At 64.7% G+C, this 16,293-nt stretch carries 13 protein-coding genes; 2 read left to right on the forward strand and 11 right to left on the reverse strand.

Annotated features, from left to right (window positions below; all coding sequences use genetic code 11):
• Positions 1-24: 24 nt before the first annotated feature.
• From dnaE to lspA, 4 genes are read right to left on the reverse strand one after another with little or no spacing between them, the layout of a single operon-like run.
• On the reverse strand, positions 25-3,609 hold the full coding sequence (gene dnaE / locus CMASS_RS06985; RefSeq protein ID WP_022862299.1) for a DNA polymerase III subunit alpha: 3,585 nt from the start codon (positions 3,607-3,609) through the stop codon (positions 25-27).
• 42 nt (positions 3,610-3,651) lie between these two features.
• Entirely contained in the window at positions 3,652-4,311 is a 660-nt protein-coding gene (locus CMASS_RS06990) for a hypothetical protein (RefSeq protein WP_022862300.1), read from the reverse strand.
• A complete protein-coding gene (locus tag CMASS_RS06995) occupies positions 4,308-5,234 on the reverse strand; it encodes an RluA family pseudouridine synthase (RefSeq protein ID WP_022862301.1) in 927 nt (308 codons plus the stop codon). Before CMASS_RS06995 ends, CMASS_RS06990 begins: the two co-directional genes overlap by 4 nt.
• Positions 5,221-5,727 carry a signal peptidase II gene (gene lspA, locus CMASS_RS07000; RefSeq protein ID WP_022862302.1) on the reverse strand — a complete coding sequence of 169 codons (507 nt, stop codon included), beginning with the start codon at positions 5,725-5,727 and terminating at the stop codon, positions 5,221-5,223. Before lspA ends, CMASS_RS06995 begins: the two co-directional genes overlap by 14 nt.
• Positions 5,728-5,780: 53 nt before the next feature.
• Here lspA and CMASS_RS07005 point away from each other — a divergent pair, with 53 nt between their 5' ends.
• Positions 5,781-6,755, forward strand: a complete 975-nt coding sequence (locus CMASS_RS07005) for a DUF6263 family protein (protein WP_027018504.1) — start codon at positions 5,781-5,783, stop codon at positions 6,753-6,755.
• A gap of 23 nt (positions 6,756-6,778) precedes the next feature.
• On the opposite strand, the gene CMASS_RS07010 is transcribed toward CMASS_RS07005, so the two are convergent.
• A complete protein-coding gene (locus CMASS_RS07010) occupies positions 6,779-7,480 on the reverse strand; it encodes a WKL family lipoprotein (RefSeq protein WP_022862304.1) in 702 nt (233 codons plus the stop codon).
• A gap of 165 nt (positions 7,481-7,645) precedes the next feature.
• Between CMASS_RS07010 and CMASS_RS07015 the strand changes: the two genes are divergently transcribed.
• Positions 7,646-8,671 carry an asparaginase gene (locus CMASS_RS07015; protein WP_022862305.1) on the forward strand — a complete coding sequence of 342 codons (1,026 nt, stop codon included), beginning with the start codon at positions 7,646-7,648 and terminating at the stop codon, positions 8,669-8,671.
• Positions 8,672-8,679: 8 nt separating this feature from the next.
• On the opposite strand, the gene CMASS_RS07020 is transcribed toward CMASS_RS07015, so the two are convergent.
• The 6 genes from CMASS_RS07020 to CMASS_RS07045 form a co-directional block, all read right to left on the reverse strand.
• Entirely contained in the window at positions 8,680-10,080 is a 1,401-nt protein-coding gene (locus CMASS_RS07020; protein WP_022862306.1) for a DNA polymerase IV, read from the reverse strand.
• 44 nt (positions 10,081-10,124) lie between these two features.
• Positions 10,125-13,316 (reverse strand): isoleucine--tRNA ligase, encoded by a 3,192-nt coding sequence (ileS, locus tag CMASS_RS07025; protein ID WP_022862307.1) that lies wholly within the window; start codon positions 13,314-13,316, stop codon positions 10,125-10,127.
• Between the two features lie 311 nt (positions 13,317-13,627).
• Positions 13,628-13,834, reverse strand: coding sequence for a hypothetical protein (locus CMASS_RS07030; protein WP_022862308.1), 207 nt, complete (start codon positions 13,832-13,834; stop codon positions 13,628-13,630).
• 131 nt (positions 13,835-13,965) lie between these two features.
• Positions 13,966-15,066 carry a DivIVA domain-containing protein gene (locus CMASS_RS07035; protein WP_022862309.1) on the reverse strand — a complete coding sequence of 367 codons (1,101 nt, stop codon included), beginning with the start codon at positions 15,064-15,066 and terminating at the stop codon, positions 13,966-13,968.
• A gap of 268 nt (positions 15,067-15,334) precedes the next feature.
• Positions 15,335-15,628: a YggT family protein gene (locus CMASS_RS07040; RefSeq protein ID WP_022862310.1), complete on the reverse strand. Its 294-nt coding sequence runs from the start codon at positions 15,626-15,628 to the stop codon at positions 15,335-15,337.
• Positions 15,629-15,692: 64 nt separating this feature from the next.
• A complete protein-coding gene (locus CMASS_RS07045) occupies positions 15,693-16,184 on the reverse strand; it encodes a cell division protein SepF (protein ID WP_022862311.1) in 492 nt (163 codons plus the stop codon).
• Between the last annotated feature and the right edge of the window lie 109 nt (positions 16,185-16,293).

Consider the following 16,293-nt stretch of genomic DNA (forward strand, 5'->3'; position numbering starts at 1 on the left):
AAACCATGGCGCCGCCAGTGCTGGCTACCCTAATATTCCCGGCCCCATCGAGGCCTTGAGATCGCCCATCAGATTGCTGTTGCGCTCGACGCGTAGGTGGTCGCCGAGGATGAGCTGGGTCTGGTTCTCCCCGTCTACCAGGGTCAGGTACACGCTCGAGTCGCCCGAGTTTTTCAGCAGCACGTCTTTCAGGCGCGCGATGTTGTTCATCGTGCACTGATCGGTGCGCATCGTCAGGCGCAGCGGCAGGCCCGCTCCCCCGCCTGGGCCCAGATCCGGCACGCGGATGTCGTTACAAAACAGTGAGCGGCGGTCGTCGCGGTAGCGCACCTGGGCCTTGGCCAGGATGATGTTGTCCTCCACGATCTGCGGCGCGACCAGGGAGTAGACCTTGTTGAACACCAAGATCTCCACCTGGGCGCCATGGTGGTCTTCCACGGTAACGATGGCCCACGGCGAGCCATCCTTCTTGGAAAAGCGCCGGTCCACCGACGAGATAATGCCGCCGATGATGACGTCCTGGTTGTTGCGCACCTCGTCGGAGAGGATCTTCGGCAGCGGGGTGTCTGTCTGCGCATCGAGCGCGTCCTCGAAACCGTCGAGAGGGTGGCCAGAGACGTACAAGCCCAGCATTTCGCGCTCCAGGGCCAGCTCGTGCTTGCGCTCCCAGTGCTCGTCCGGGATGTCGATGGCGAACGCGTTTTTCGCCCCGCCGTCCGCATCGGCGCCATCCCCACCGCCCAAGCCGGCGAAGAGATCGAACTGCCCTTTGTCCGCGGCCTTCTTCGTCGTCTGCACAGCATCCACCGCATCCTCGTGGATGAGCATGAGCCCCTTGCGCGGGTGGCCCAGAGAATCGAAGGCGCCGGCCTTGATGAGAGATTCGGTCACGCGCTTCGAACACGCGGCGAGCTCAATCTTGTCCAAGTAGTCCGAGAAGGACCGATACTCGCCCTTTTCCTCGCGGGATTTAATGATGGACTCCACAACCTCGGATCCGACGTTGCGGATAGCACCCATGCCGAAGCGAATGTCGTCCTCGACAGCCTCGAAGTTCTCCGCCGACTGGTTGACGTCCGGGGGAAGCACGTTAATGCCCAGGTGCCGGCAGTCTGCCAGGTAGATGGCGGACTTGTCCTTCTTATCGCCCACCGAGGTCAGAAGCGCCGCCATGTACTCCGGGGCGTAGTAGGCCTTGAGGTAGGCGGTCCAGAACGACACGAGACCGTAGCCCGCCGCGTGCGACTTGTTGAACGCGTAGGAGGCGAACGGCTCGATAGTGCCCCACAGCGCGTCCACCGCTTCCTTGGAGTAGCCGTTGTCGAACATGCCGCCCGAGAACTTCTCGTACTGCTGAGCCAGCACTTCCGGCTTCTTTTTACCCATGGCCTTACGGAACTTATCTGCCTCGCCGGCCGTGTAGTTAGCCACCTTCTGCGAGATACGCATGATCTGCTCCTGGTACACAATGAGACCGTAGGTCTCCGCCAGGATGTCCTTGAGCGGCTCGTCCAACTCGGGGTGGATCGGCGTGATGGGCTTGCGGCCGTTCTTGCGGTCCGCGTACTCCCAGTGCGCGTTCACGCCCATCGGGCCCGGGCGGTAGAGCGCCAGCGACGCGACAATATCTTTGAACTCGGTCGGCTTCATGCGCTTGAGCAGCTCCTGCATGCCACCGGAGTCCAGCTGGAACACGCCCAGGGTGTCGCCGCGCGAGAGCAGCTCGTAGACCTTAGACACCTCCGGGGCATCGGCGTGGAGCTCTTCCAGCTTGACCTCTTCCCCACGGTTTTTGCGCACGTTATCCAACGCATCGCCGATAACGGTGAGGTTGCGCAGGCCCAGAAAGTCCATCTTCAGCAGACCGATGGCCTCGCAGGCCGGGTAGTCCCAGCCGGTGATGATCGCGCCGTCGGCGTTGCGCTTCCACATCGGGATGTGATCGAGCAGGCGCACCGACGCCATAATCACCGCACAGGCGTGCACGCCGGCCTGGCGGATAACGCCCTCCAGGCCGCGGGCGGTGTCGTAGATCTTCTTGACGTCCGGATCGGTTTCCACCATCGTGCGGACCTCGGCAGCCTCCGAGTAGCGCTCGTGATCCGGGTCCGTGATGCCCTTGAGCGGAATATCCTTCGCCATGATCGGCGCCGGCAGCGCGCCGTTGATGCGGTCGGCCATCTGGAAGCCCGGCTGCCCGAAGTGCACCTTCGCCGAGTCCTTAATCGCCTGCTTGGTCTTCACCGTGCCGAAGGTGATGACCTGCGCAATCTTGTCCTCGCCCCAGCGTTCGGCGGCGTAGGTGATCATCTCGCCACGGCGGCGATCGTCGAAGTCGATATCGATATCAGGCGCGGACGGGCGCTCCGGGTTCAAGAAACGCTCGAAAATGAGGTCGTGCTCAATCGGATCAATGTTGGTAATGGTCAGCGCGTACGCCACCAACGCACCGGCTGCGGAACCACGGCCGGGGCCGACCCAGATACCCACCGAGCGCGCGTACTTAATCAGCTCCGCGACGATGAGGAAGTAGGACGGGTAGCCCTTCATGTCGATGACGCTGATTTCGTATTCAGCGCGGTCAATGTACTCCTGCGGGACCTCCTTGCCCGGAAAACGATCCTCCAGGCCGCGCATGACCTCCTTGGTCAGCCACGACGTCGGGGTTTCACCCTCCGGGACGTCCGCGATAGGCATGCGGTCGTGCGGGTGCTCCTCCCACACCTCGTCGTAGTCGCCCACGCGCTCCGCGATCCACAGGGTGTTGTCGCACCCGTCCGGGACCATGTCATCCCACAGCTCGCGCATCTGCTTCGCGGACTTGATGTAGTAGCCCGTGCCGCCGAACTTGAACCGGTCCGGATCCATGAAGGTCTTGCCGGTCTGCACACACAGCATCGCCTCGTGGCTCGACGCCTGCGATTCGAGAACGTAGTGGCAGTCGTTGGTCACCAGCGGCGGGAGGTCCAGCTTGCGGCCGATCTCCAACAGGCCGTCGCGCGTGCGCTTTTCGATGTCCAGCCCATGGTCCATCAGCTCGAGGAAGTAATTATCCTTGCCATAGATGTCCTGCCACATCGCGGCGGCTTCGAGTGCCTCCTCGAACTGGCCCAGCCGCAGGCGGGTCTGGACGTCGCCCGACGGGCAGCCGGTCGTGGCGATAATCCCGTCGGCGTGTTCCGCGATGAGCTCGGCGTCCATGCGGGGCCACTTACCCAATTGCCCCTCATAGGAGGCCAGCGAGGACAGTTTGAACAGGTTGCGCAGGCCCGTGACGTTCTCCGCGATCATCGTCTGGTGGAGGTAGGCACCGGACGCGGAGACATCGTCACGCTTTTGATCCGGAGTTCCCCACCGCACGCGCTTCTTGTTGAAGCGCGATCCAGGCGCCATGTACGCCTCGATGCCGATGATCGGCTTGATGCCGGTGGCTTTCATCTTGCGGAAAAAGGCGTCGGAGCCAAACATGTTGCCGTGGTCGGTCATGCCCACCGCTGGCATCTCTTGGCGGGCGACCTCCTCCGCGAGCAGATCCACCTTGGCCATTCCATCCAACATGGAATATTCGGTGTGGTTATGCAGATGCACGAAGGAGGAGTTTTTCGCCATGCGCGTGATTATAGCGGGCGGGTCAAGACGGCCTAATGCTTCTTAAAAGCGGCGGTGAGCAGCATTTTTATCTGCCAGGGTCGGCGAGTTCTCACCGCTTGGCGCATAGGCGCTACTTGCCGGCGGTGGACGCAGGGCAATGTTACCCCACACCGCCCCTTCTGGTGCGGCTTCGACGGCAATGACGCGATCGCGTGCCGCTAGTGCCTGTAGTACTTCCAGGCGATCCCACACGGTCACCGCTGCAATCCGGGGCTCCGGTTTTTCCAGCACGCCGGGAATGGGCTCGCCGAACTCGCGGCTGGCGGTGTCCAGGCCACGCTGGAAGACAGCCGCGCGGCCGCCGTGATCCCTGTCTGCCGCGGTGGGCTCGGAGACGGCAATGGCGCGCGCGGACACCGGAATCACCGCATTGACGCGCCGCGGCGACGGTCGGACCGAGTCGACCACCTGCGCAGCGTCCGCGGCAGACAGGGGCTCGCGGAAACTCACCATGGCAAAGCGCGGCATCTCGTCGTCTCCACCCTCCAGCGTGGCGGCTGCCCGCTCCCGGTACGCCGCCAAGTCTTCGTCGCGCTCGGGGCCCAGTTGGTCGCCCTGCACCGGCTGTGCGGCCTGCGGCCCGAACTCCCCGGCCGCCCACACCACCGCGCACAGCACCACCACGACTACGCCAAGAAAGGCGAAGGTGCGCCGTGTCATCGCAACTTACCCAGGGCGCTTTTTAAGTCCTCCGGGTATGGCGCGGTGATCTCCGTCCAGCGTCCGTCGGCCGGGTGGTGGAAGCCGAGGGAAACCGCGTGCAACCACTGGCGGTTAAGCCCCAGCCGCTTCGCCAGCTCTGGGTCGGACCCGTACATTGGATCGCCGCAGCACGGGTGCCCAGTTGCGGCCATGTGCACGCGAATCTGGTGGGTGCGCCCGGTCTCCAAGTGGACCTTGACCAAGCTGGCCTCGCGGAAGGCCTCCATGAGCTCGTAGTGGGTGACGGCGCGCTTGCCCGTATCGGTCACGGCAAACTTCCATCCCGACGTGGGGTGGCGGCCAATGTTCGAGTCAATAGTCCCCGAGGTCGGATCGGGAAGGCCCTGCACTAGGGCGTGGTAAGTCTTTTCTACCGTGCGATCGCGAAAGGCCTGTTTGAGCACCGAATACCCGCGCTCGCTGGCGGCGACGACCATGACGCCGGACGTACCCACGTCGAGGCGCTGGACAATCCCCTTGCGCTCCGGCGGTCCGGAGGTAGAGATCCGGAAACCCGCGGCGGCCAGCCCACCCACCACGGTGGGCCCCTCCCAGCCGATGGTCGGGTGCGCGGCCACCCCGACCGGCTTGTGCACCGCGATGACGTCATCGTCGAAGTAGAGAACGTCCATCCCTTCGACGAGTTCTTCCTTGGGCACCAGCGGCTTCGGCGGCTCGGGCAGAGTCACATCCAGCCAGCTGCCGGCGACGAGACGGTCCGACTTGCCCACGGCGGTGCCTTCCACGACCACATCGCCGGCCGCACAGAGCTCGGCGGCCACAGACCGGGAAAGGCCCAGCAGCTTAGCCAGCGCCGCGTCGGCCCGCATCCCCTCCAGCCCTTCCGGGACGGGGAGATTCCTCTGCTCACGCTGCGTCATTACTCTGCCTCCCTCCATCGAATAGAAGCGCTGCGACAAAGACACCAACACCGACGGTAATGGCGGCATCGGCAAGGTTAAAGACGGCGAAGTTGCCCACCGAGATGAAGTCCACGACGTGCCCGAACCAAAATCCCGGCTCACGGGTGATGCGGTCGATGAAGTTTCCTAACGCACCGCCGGCGATGAGAGCGAGCCCAACAGCCTGCCAGCGCGATGAGATGCGCGGGGCGGCAATCGCCACCGCGACGATGTAGACCAGCTGGATAGTAGTAAACAACCAGGTAAAGGCTTCTCCACCCATGGAAAAGGCCGCGCCGGGGTTGAACAGGAGGACGAAGCGGAACCAGTCACCAATGACCGGTTGCGGAACACCCTCCGTCAGCCAGTTGAGCATCACGTGCTTGACTGCCTGATCGGCGGCCGCCACGGCGAGGGCAATGCCCGCCATGAGCCCTATCCATCTACCCCTTTTCTGTGCCACCCGAACCATTATATAAGGCACACCCTGCAATCCCCCGCGGCGTGTCCGGTAATTTGGGCTGCGTGTTTCGTGCCAAAACTCTCGCTGTCATTACCGCTTGCACCCTCGGTCTTACGGCCGTCACCGCGTGCGAAGACTCCGCTCCCGATACACCTGTGGACCAGCCGGTGGGAGTCAAGGTCGATCCGCCCCGCGTGGAGCTCAAAGACGCCGGCCACGGGGAAAAGAAGGTGCTCGCCTTTACCGATATCGGGCAAAAGCAGGACGTCACCGCAACGGTGAAGGAAGGTTTTAGCCAGGATGTCATGCGCGACGATGCGGTAGGCGGTTTCACCCCGCACGACATCGACACGCGCACCACCACCCTGCCGCTGTCCGGCAGCACGGACGAGGCCACCGACGACGCGGACCAAAAGCCGGCGACCCGCAATGTGTTTTTCACCGCCTCGCACCCCACCGCGGAGGGGGACGATGCGGCGGATCTGTCCAGCGCCGACGGTTTTCAGCTGGGGTGGCGCGGCGCCGACGATGGTTCAATCAGCTCGCTGCGCCTCGCCGCGCCCACCGATGCCGACGACGGCGCCCGCGCCGCCGCGGAGCGCGCCCTGACCAAGCTCACGTCCATGCCGGTGGTCTTCCCCGAAGAAGAGATCGGCAAGGGCGCAACGTGGACCGTGGAAACCCGGGTCGCCGGAGAGGCCACCATGCTGCAGACGACCACCTACACACTGCAGGACGTAGGAGACGACGACACGGTCACCCTTGGCGTGGATGTCAGCCAGCGCCCGAGCCTGGGCGCGCTGTCCTTCGGCGCGGAGGCGCAAGGGACAGACCTGGAAGGAAAAGAGCTCGCAGTGAAAAACACCACGAGCTCTTCGAAGGGTACGCTCACGGTCGACCTACACCAGCCCCTCCCCACCAAGGGCTCGGTCGACGTGGACACGCAGGTCGTCTACGGAACCGACGACTCCCCGCTGCGTGTCGTGCAGTCATCCGTCACGGGGGTTGAATTCGCCCCGCGGCAGGAGACGAAGTAGCGGTTGTCACCGGTTACGGCTAGCTACTGGCCTTCCGGTGCAGGAGCGCCTTCCGGAGCTCCCTCCGGAGCGGGCGCCGGGGGCTGCTCACCTTCCGGTGCAGGAGCACCCTCTGGAGCCGGGGCACCCTCCGGGGCCGGAGCCGGGGCAGGTGCTTCCTCGCCTTGCGGCGCCTTTTCCACGTTGTTCTGGTCGCCGCCTTCGGCCTGATCCTTACACATAGCCGGGACCTGATCCGGGGCCACGGTATTGGTGATCAGGGTGCATGCCCACGACTGGGACAGCTTCCACACGCCGTCCTCGTGGACGAAGATCACGTTGTCGGCGTTCTGATCCGGCTGTTCCGGGGTGGAAAAGCGCACCGCGGCCATGACCGAGTTCGGCTCGACGCCCGGAAGCACCGGGTCAACGACCTCGAATTCCGCCCCGGACTCCACCTTCGACTGCGTCATCGTGTCAAAAAGCTCCGGTGCAGACTCGCCGCCCTGGACAGTCTTCACCTTCTCTTCGGTGGGCACATTCGGGTCGCTGGCCTTGGTCAGGACCTCGTTGAGCTCAGCCGCGGTCGGCTGCTCCGGGGTCGCCTCCGACGTCTTGGTCGACTCCTTCTTCTCCTCCGACTTCGGCGCGGAATCGTCACCGTCAGACGAGCAGGCTGCCAGCGCGGCAGCGGCGGACAGGGCCATGATGCCCGCACCACACTTGCGGGCGAAAGAGGTGTGCATGACGTGTCTCCTTTGGTCTTTTTGCAGGCACGCGTTCGCCGAACTCGCGGTTGGGAACGCGCGTAGATACAGCCGATGGTACAACTCTTTCGCCACATCTTTCACATACGCAACGCCGTCACGGGATAGCAAGGACGCGATTTTCCCTGGCCTATCCTGTGATCCATGCACTCCCACGCCGAATCACAGCGGGCTGTTCACCCCGCCGACATCGCGACCGACACCTCCTTTCCCCACCCGCGCATCGCGGTTATTGCCACCGGCGGCACCATCGCCTGCACGGCCGACGCCACAGCCGGCGGTGCGCTCGTTCCCACACTCAGCGCGGCCGACCTGGTGGAGCGCGCACGCGACGCAGCGGGTAAACGCTTTCCGCTCGCCGGTATCGACTGCTCCCCCGTCGATACGTCCCGGCTGGATTCGTCGTCGCTGACCTTTGCGGATCTCGACGGTCTCGTGGCCACCATCGCCCGCGAGCTGGCCAAGCCAGAAACAACGGGCGTGGTGGTAACCCACGGCACTGATTCGATGGAGGACACGGCTCTGGCCTTGGATCTTTTCTTCGGCGACAGCCCGGTCGTGCTCACTGGCGCCCAGCGCCCCGCGGACTCCACGGATCCAGACGGGCCGGCAAACCTCGCGCACGCCATCGCAGCGGCCGCGGATCGGGAAACGCGCGGCGGCACCATTTGCTTCGGCGGGCACGTGGTTCCGGCCGTCGGGGCCATGAAACGCGATACCGCCGATCTTACGGCCTTTGCCAATTCCTACCTCACCGCAGCCGAGCCAGTCCCGCGCCTTCCGCGCCTTCCCCGCCGCGCGCTCGCCGGCGTTGCTGTCCCCGTCATCGCCGCCTATCCCGGCGCGGGGCCGGAGCTTGTCGATGCCGCCTTAGACCACGGCGCCTGCGGCCTCGTGGTGGAAGCCCTCGGTGCCGGAAACATGGGAGACGGAATGGGCAAGGCAGTAAGCGCTGCCCTCGACCGTGGCGTGCCGGTGGCTATTACCTCGCGGGTGCCCGACGGGGAGATTGCACTGTCCTACGGCGGGGCCGGCGGCGGCGCGAGCCTGGGCGACAAGGGCGCCCTCCCCACCGGCCGCCTGCGCGCCGGGCAAGCGCGCATGCTGCTCGCCGCGGCAGTAGCCACAGGCACCGAGCCGGCAACCCTGTTCGCGCGGTTTTCCGCCTGACCGAGCCTTTACTCGCCTTCTTCTTCCCTCGCCTGGGCAGCAAACCACTCCGCCCAGTCCAGGGAGTCCAGCGGATCTGCCGGCGCGAGATCCGGATCGTCCACGTTAAAGGATCGGGTGCGCCCGGGGCCGGTGGAGCGCGTTTCAAAGCGCACGCTCACCACCCCATGCCCGGTCCCCTGGATCCACCCGTGACCAAATTCCGGGTGGAAGACATCCTGGGTGGCGCGCCATCCGGATTCCGCGGCCCCGTCGCTACTGACGATGGACGCTTCCACCTCACTGCCATCGGTCACGCCTACCTCGAAATCGGTGTCCGGCGGGGTGGGGCGCACCACTTCCCTATCCAACTCCGGAAACAACACGTCCTGCCGGGTTTCCTCCAGCCCGGAGAAGCCGACGCCGACAAGCCGGATGCCGCCCAACTCTTGCGGGTAGCGGGCCAACCGGAACGCGCCTGCTTTGAGCGTGTCGAAGTCATCGGTGGCGTACGGCAGCGTCAATGAGCGCGATTCGATGCGAAAATCGGCCATCCGCAGTTTCACGGTCACGGTGCGGGCGCCGCGGCCATCGCGAAGCAGTCGGCGGTGTGCTCCCTCGGCGGCGCGGACGATGGCCTCGTCCACCTCTGTCACGGTGGTGAGATCCTGCGGGTAGGTGTGCTCCGCCGAAATCTGCTTTGCCACCGCACGCGGGGACACCGGCCGGTCGTCGTGTCCGCGCGCGAGCTGCCACAGCTGCAGTCCAATGGTTTTGCCGAGCGAGATCTCTACCTCGCGCTGACTCATCGCCGCGAGATCGCCGATGGTGTCCATCCCGAGCGCATGCAGTTTCGAGGCCGTCACCGGCCCCACGCCCCACAGTTTGTTCGCACCGAGCGGGTACAAGATCTCTTCGTGCTTTTCCGCCGGGATGACAAACGTCCCGTCAGGTTTGGCTTCCCCAGACGCCACCTTGGCAAACTGCTTGCCGGCCCCCGCGCCCACCGAGCACGGCAGACCTGTTTCGGTGCGGATATCGGCGCGCAGCTTCTCTGCCCACTCGTAGACCTCGTCGGGGCTGGCCCCGGCCAGTTCGGCGGGCTCCATGTAGGCCTCGTCGATGGACAGCTGCTCGAACACGTCGACGCGCTCGGCGATGAGCTGAAAGACTCGCCGCGACGCCGCGGAATACACAGCGCGGCGCGGAGACACCACCACCGCGGTGACACCTACCAGCTGGGTCGCACGGAACATCGGCATGGCGGAGTGCGCCCCAAAACGCCGGGCCTCGTAGGAGGCACCAGCCACGACCCCGCGGCCGCCCGCCCCGCCGACGAGGACCGGCCGGCCGCGCAGGGTGGGTCGGGTCAGCTGCTCGCAGGACGCGAAGAACGCGTCCATATCGATGTGCAGGACCCAGCGACGCATGGCTTTCACCCTAACCGTTTACGCGGCGGGTACCGCGCTTCGGTCTAGGCACGTGCGACCTGGACCGCGACTCCCTTCATGACCTCGTGCACGCCTTCGCCGGTGAGCTCGTCGGTGGTCACCTGGAAGTCGGTCGCCAGCGTCTCCCCGGCGATGTGATCCGCGTGGCGGGTGGTCCACTCTTCCTTGTCCGCCGGCACGCTTAAGGTGGCGTGGATGCGGTCGGAGACCGCGAAGTCCTCGTCCTTGCGCGCGCCCTGGATGCCGCGGATGACATCGGCCGCCCAGCCTTCTGCTTCGAGTTCCTCCGTGGTCTCGGTATCGAGGACGACCAGGCCGCCCAGGCCTTCGACGCGGGCGGTGGACTCCGGGTTGGCCGCCTTCAAGCGCTCGGTGTACTCGTCGGGCTGCAGGACGATGTCGCCGTCCACGACGACCTCGTCGCCGCGGCGCTCGTAGTTGCCCGCCTTCAGGTTCTTGATCGCGCGCTGCACGTCCTTGCCCAGGCGCGGGCCCGCGACCTTCGCGTTGCAGACGACCTCGAAGGTGCCCACCGAGTCGACATCGTCAGTCAGCTCGACTTCCTTGACGTTGACCTCGTCCCGGATGATGTCGGTGTAGTCCGCCAGTTGCGCCGAGTTCGGCACGGCGACGGTGAGCTTGGGCAGCGGCAGGCGGTTGCGCAGCTTGTTGGACTTACGCACCGAGGACGCCGCCGAGCACACCTCGCGGGTGATATCCATGGCCTGCACCAGCTCGTCGTTGCGCGGGTAGTCCGCCGCAACCGGGTAGTCGGCCAGGTGGACGGAGCGCTCCCCCGTCAGACCGCGGTAGATGACCTCGGCAATGTGCGGAAGCAGCGGCGCGACCGCGCGGGACACCGTCACCAGGACGGTGTACAAGGTGTTGAAGGCCTCTGGGTGCTCGGCGTCGCCCGCCCAGAAACGATCGCGGGAGCGACGCACGTACCAGTTGGTCAGCGCGTCCGCATACAGACGCACTGCCTCGGTGGCTGCGGCGATGTCGGTGCCCGCCAGCGCGCCACCAACCTGGTCAACCAGATCCCGGGTCTTGGCCAGGATGTAGCGGTCCAATACATGCTCGGAGGAGGTGTCGAACTGCGCTTCCTTAGAGCTGTAGAGCTGCAGGAAGGTGTACGCATTCCACAGCGGCAGCAGCGCCTGGCGCACTCCCTCGCGGATGCCCTTCTCGGTGACGATGAGGTTGCCGCCGCGCAGGATCGGGCTGGACATCAAGAACCAGCGCATGGCGTCCGAGCCATCGCGGTCAAAGACCTCGTTGACGTCCGGGTAGTTGCCCTTCGACTTGGACATCTTCAGGCCGTCATCGCCAAGCACGATGCCGTGGGCGACGACCTTCTTAAACGCCGGGCGGTCGAACAACGCGGTGGACATCACGTGCATGACGTAGAACCAGCCACGGGTCTGGCCGGAGTACTCGACGATGAAGTCCGACGGGTGGTGGGTGTCGAACCAATCCTTGTTCTCAAACGGGTAGTGCTTCTGCGCGAACGGCATCGACGCCGATTCGAACCAGCAGTCCAGCACGTCCGGCACGCGGCGCATCATGGACTTGCCGGTCGGATCGTCCGGGTTCGGACGCACCAGCTCGTCGATGTGCGGGCGGTGCAACGATTCCGGGCGGGTGCCAAAATCGCGCTCCAGCTCGTCCAAGGAGCCGTAGACATCTACGCGCGGGTACTCGTCGTTATCCGAAATCCACACCGGGATGGGGCTGCCCCAGTAGCGAGTACGCGAGATGTTCCAATCGCGCGCGCCCTCCAGCCACTTGCCAAACTGGCCGTCGCGAATATGCTCCGGCATCCACTCGATCTCGTTGTGGTTGAGCTCCACCATGCGGTCCCGGAACTCGGTAACCTTCACGAACCACGCCGGCATCGCCTTGTAGATAAGCGGCTCGCCGGAGCGCCAGGAGTGCGGGTAGGAGTGCTCGATGGTCACGTGGCGGACCACGCGGCCGGCCTGTTTGAGGTCTTTGATGATGTCCTTGTTGGCATCGAAGACCAGCTGCCCCTGGTAGGGCGGGACCTGCGCGGTGAACTGCCCATCATCGTCGACCGGGATGACCAGCTCGATGTCGTGCGCGTGGCAGGTGTTCATATCGTCCTCACCGAAAGCCGGGGCTTGGTGGACGATGCCCGTGCCGTCGTCGGTGGTCACGTAGTCCGCGGCGAGGATCTGGAAGCCGTTGCGCATGTCGGCGAAGAAGTCGAAGATCGGCTGGTAAGTAAAGCCCACCAGGTCGGCGCCGCGGAAGGTCTTCAGGATTTCGGCGTCCTCGCCCAGTTCCTTGGCGTAGGACTCGCGCAGGGGCTCGGCGATGAGGAAGCTTTGGCCGGCGAACTCGTTATCTCCAGCGGCCTTCACCAGGACGTACTCGACGTCAGGGTGGACAGCCAGCGCGGAGTTCGACGGCAGGGTCCACGGGGTGGTCGTCCACGCCAGCGCGGCGGTGCTGCCCAGCTCCGGGTTCTCCGCCAGCGTCTGCTCGGCGGCAGAGCCCTCGCGTGCGCCCGTCAGCGGGAACGTCACTGTCAGCGTCGGGTCTTGGCGCATGCGGTAGGAATCATCCATGCGCGTTTCTTGGTTAGACAGCGGAGTGTGCTCGGCCCACGAGTACGGCAGGACCCTAAAGCCCTGGTAGATGAGGCCCTTGTCGTAGAGCTCCTTGAAGGCCCACATCACCGATTCCATGAAGTCTTGGTTCATGGTCTTGTAGCCGTTGTCGAAGTCAACCCAGCGAGCCTGCCGGGTGACGTAGTCCTTCCACTCGTCGGTGTAGCGCAGGACAGACTGGGCGCAGTACTCGTTGAACTTCTCTAGGCCCATCTCTTCGATCTGGCCCTTGTCCGTGATGCCGAGCTGCTTTTCCGCCTCGAGCTCCGCCGGCAGGCCGTGGCAGTCCCAGCCGAAAATGCGCGGGACGTAGTTGCCCGCCATGGTGCGGTAACGCGGGACGATGTCCTTCACATAGCCGGTCAGAAGGTGCCCGTAGTGGGGCAGGCCGTTCGCAAACGGCGGGCCGTCGTAGCAGATGTATTCCGGCTTTCCCTCGGTCTTTTCCAGGGACGCCTGGAAGGTGTCGTCGTCCTTCCAGTAGCGCTGGACCTCGGCTTCCATGTCTGGGAAGCGGGTCGATCCGCCGGTCATGTCGACCTTCGGATACGTGTTTCCGACGTCTTCCTTACCGCTCATAATTTTTTCCTCCACATGCGCAACGGGGGTGTGCGGTCAAAGCGCACACACGCTCGGTGTTAGGTGCGGGGACGCGGGAAACGCGCGGTACCACCCCGCTTGAGCCCTCCGAGTCGAAGAGCTCCGCTTCGTTGGCAGTGAAGGAGGTGTCGGTCCCACCCGTCCGGTTCTACTGAGGGCGAAGCCGACGTGTTGCTGCCCCGTTCTTCCGGAATGCTCCCCGGTGATTGCCGGATCATCGCATCTGGCTGCACAGTATAGCGCGGCCACGTCGAGCGGACACGTTTCGGGGAGTGGGCACCCCGGGGACTTTAGGGTTCGCGGTTGTAGCTGCGCAGGTGCTCTGCTCGCCGGCGCCGATCGGCTCGGGCTTTGCGCCAAAAATCGGCAACAACGGCGCTGGCGCCCAAGGCCGCTGAGGCGAAGACTACCCACAGTGCCCATTCCTGCCCGGTGAGGACGAATGCAACCAGCGCGGCGAAAGAGACAACGGCTAAGGCGAGGGCGGCAACCAGCATGGCGGGGGCGATACTCCTGGGCGGGGTGGGTACGACGTCCCTAGAATAGCGCAATCCCCCGGCAGGGCATCCGGTGCGAGTGAGCGACCGGTTGTCCCGCCGGGGGTTAAGGGCGAAGAGTCCGCAGCGTGTTAGTTGTTGCTGCCGTTCGGTGCGGCGGAGCCGCGGGTCTCCAGCTCCTCGAGCTGGGACTCGAGCAGCGTCTTCAGGCGGGTGCGGTACTCGCGCTCGAAGGTGCGCAGCTCGGAGATGCGAGCCTCCAGAGCCTGCTGCTGCTGCTTCACGGTGTTCATGACCTCGGTGTGCTTGCGCTCAGCATCCTGCTGCAGCGAAGCGGCCTTCTCCTCGGCCTGGCGGATCTGAGCCTCGGCGCGGGAGCTTGCCTGGGACTCGGTCTCCTTGGCCTTCTCCTCCGCGTCAGCGACCAGCTTGCGGGAGCGGGACTCGGCGTCAGCCAGCTGCGCCTGCGCCTTCTTGCGGGCGTCATCGAGCTGGTTGCGCGAGCGGGTCTCCGCCTCGTTGATCTGCTTCTCGGCAGCGTTGCGCGCCTCGGACAGCATGGAGTCGGACTCGGTGCGTGCCTCGTTGGTGAGGCGGTCCGCCATCTCCTGCGCCATGCCCAAGACCTTGGCGGCCTGCATGTGGGTCTCCGGGGTAGCCAGGCCGTTGGCGTCGGCGGTCTTCGCGCCGGCGGCAGCCAGGTTGGCCGGGGTGGCATTGCCGGAACCGGAGTTCTGGGAAGACTGGGAGGACTTCTTCTCGAGGTCCTCGTTCTCGCGGCGGGCGGTGGACAGCTCGCGCTGCACCTGCTCCAGCTCCTTGCGGGCCTGCTCCAGCTCGCGCTTGGCGCGCTCCGCGTCGTTCTTGGCGGAGGAAAGCTCCTCGGAGGAAGCGCCCTGCTTGCCCGCGGCGGACTGCTGGGCTTCCGCGGTCACGCGCTGCAGCTTGGCGTCGTACTCGATGCGCAGCTCGGACTCAATCTGCTGGCGCAGAGCGCGCTCGTCGACCTGGGAACCCGCGGCGGCGGAGGCGGCGCCTGCACCCGCGGTGTGGGACTGAGAGCTCAGCTCATCGACGCGCGCCTGCAGGTCGTCGTTTTCGTCCTGGAGCTGCGCCAAGGTGTCCTCAACGAGGTCCAGGAACTGATCCACCTCGTCCTCGTTGTAGCCGCGCTTGCCGATCGGCGGCTTGCTGAACGCGACGTTGTGTACATCAGCTGGTGACAGCGGCATTGGCTCTCTTCCCCTTCAAGTCGGTGCCACCCCGAATGATTCCGGGGCCTGGTCGAGGTTCGCCGCCTCGCCCGCGTTCGGGCCAGGCGGTTCTACCACAATCTACGGATTAATCATACGGGTTGCAGTTAATTTTGTAACCAAGGCGCCACATTAGTGGACACCGTGTAAGTCCTCAATATTTAACAGCTGCACATCCAGCCATCTTTGAGAACTTATGGCTCTTAAGACTACTCCACTCCGTCCCTTTACCTTGGGTTAACAGCCGTTATCCGAACGCCAAACCCCGCACGAGGACGGTCAGGATGGAAAGAATCAAGAACAAGACGATGATGGACACGTCCAAGCCGATCCCGCCCAGACGCAGCGGCGGAATAACTCGCCGAAGTAACTTCACCGGCGGATCGGTGACCACGAAAATCGGCTCTGCCGCCACCATGAACCAGCGCGGCGGATCGAAGCGACGGCTGAAAGACTCCACCATCTCCACCACGATGCGCACGATGAGCGCCAGCCAAAACAGGCGAAGCAGCACGTAGGCAATCAATGCGAGGTACGACATGGTGTTACAGCCTAACTGCGTGGCAGTCCTGCGCTAGCGCAGACCCACGCTATTGCGTTCCCGGCTACCGCAGTCCCGCAGACCGCTCGAGCTCGAAGTTGGAGACGTCGGTGTCTTCCGGAACGATGGCGAAGACGCGGCGGGAGGTGTCCATCTTCTTGGTCAGGTTGACCATGGACCCACGCAGACCGAAGCACAGGCCGGCAGCGAAGTCGATGATGCGCTTTGCCACCTTGAAGTCGGCGTCGGTGAGCTCGAAGACCACCACGTCGCCGTCGCGGAACGGGTCACCGACCTTCTGCGCCTCGTTGAAGGTGGTCACGGAGATCGGAACGATGGTCGGCGCGAAATCGTCGCGCGGTGCCACGCGGGATGCCGGACGGTCGTAGTCGGAGGCCGGCCGGGCCGCCGGGCGGTCGTAGTCCGCCGCAGAGCGCGGGGAGTACGCAGCGCCGCCGTTGGACTCGTAGCGCGGCTCGTCGTAGTACGGGTCCTCGGCGTCGAGGTCTGCCGGTGCCAGACCGAAGAATTCCTTGGTCCTATCGATGAAAGACATGTAGTCCCTTCCCCTCGTGCAAGTGTGTGGCCAGTAGCGAATCTCGGGCGGTCAGAGCGTTAAATGTTACTGCTGTGAAAGATGTGATTTACCCGCTCTGAGGTGCGCT

Source organism: Corynebacterium massiliense DSM 45435 (genome assembly GCF_028609805.1).
GTDB lineage: Bacteria > Actinomycetota > Actinomycetes > Mycobacteriales > Mycobacteriaceae > Corynebacterium > Corynebacterium massiliense.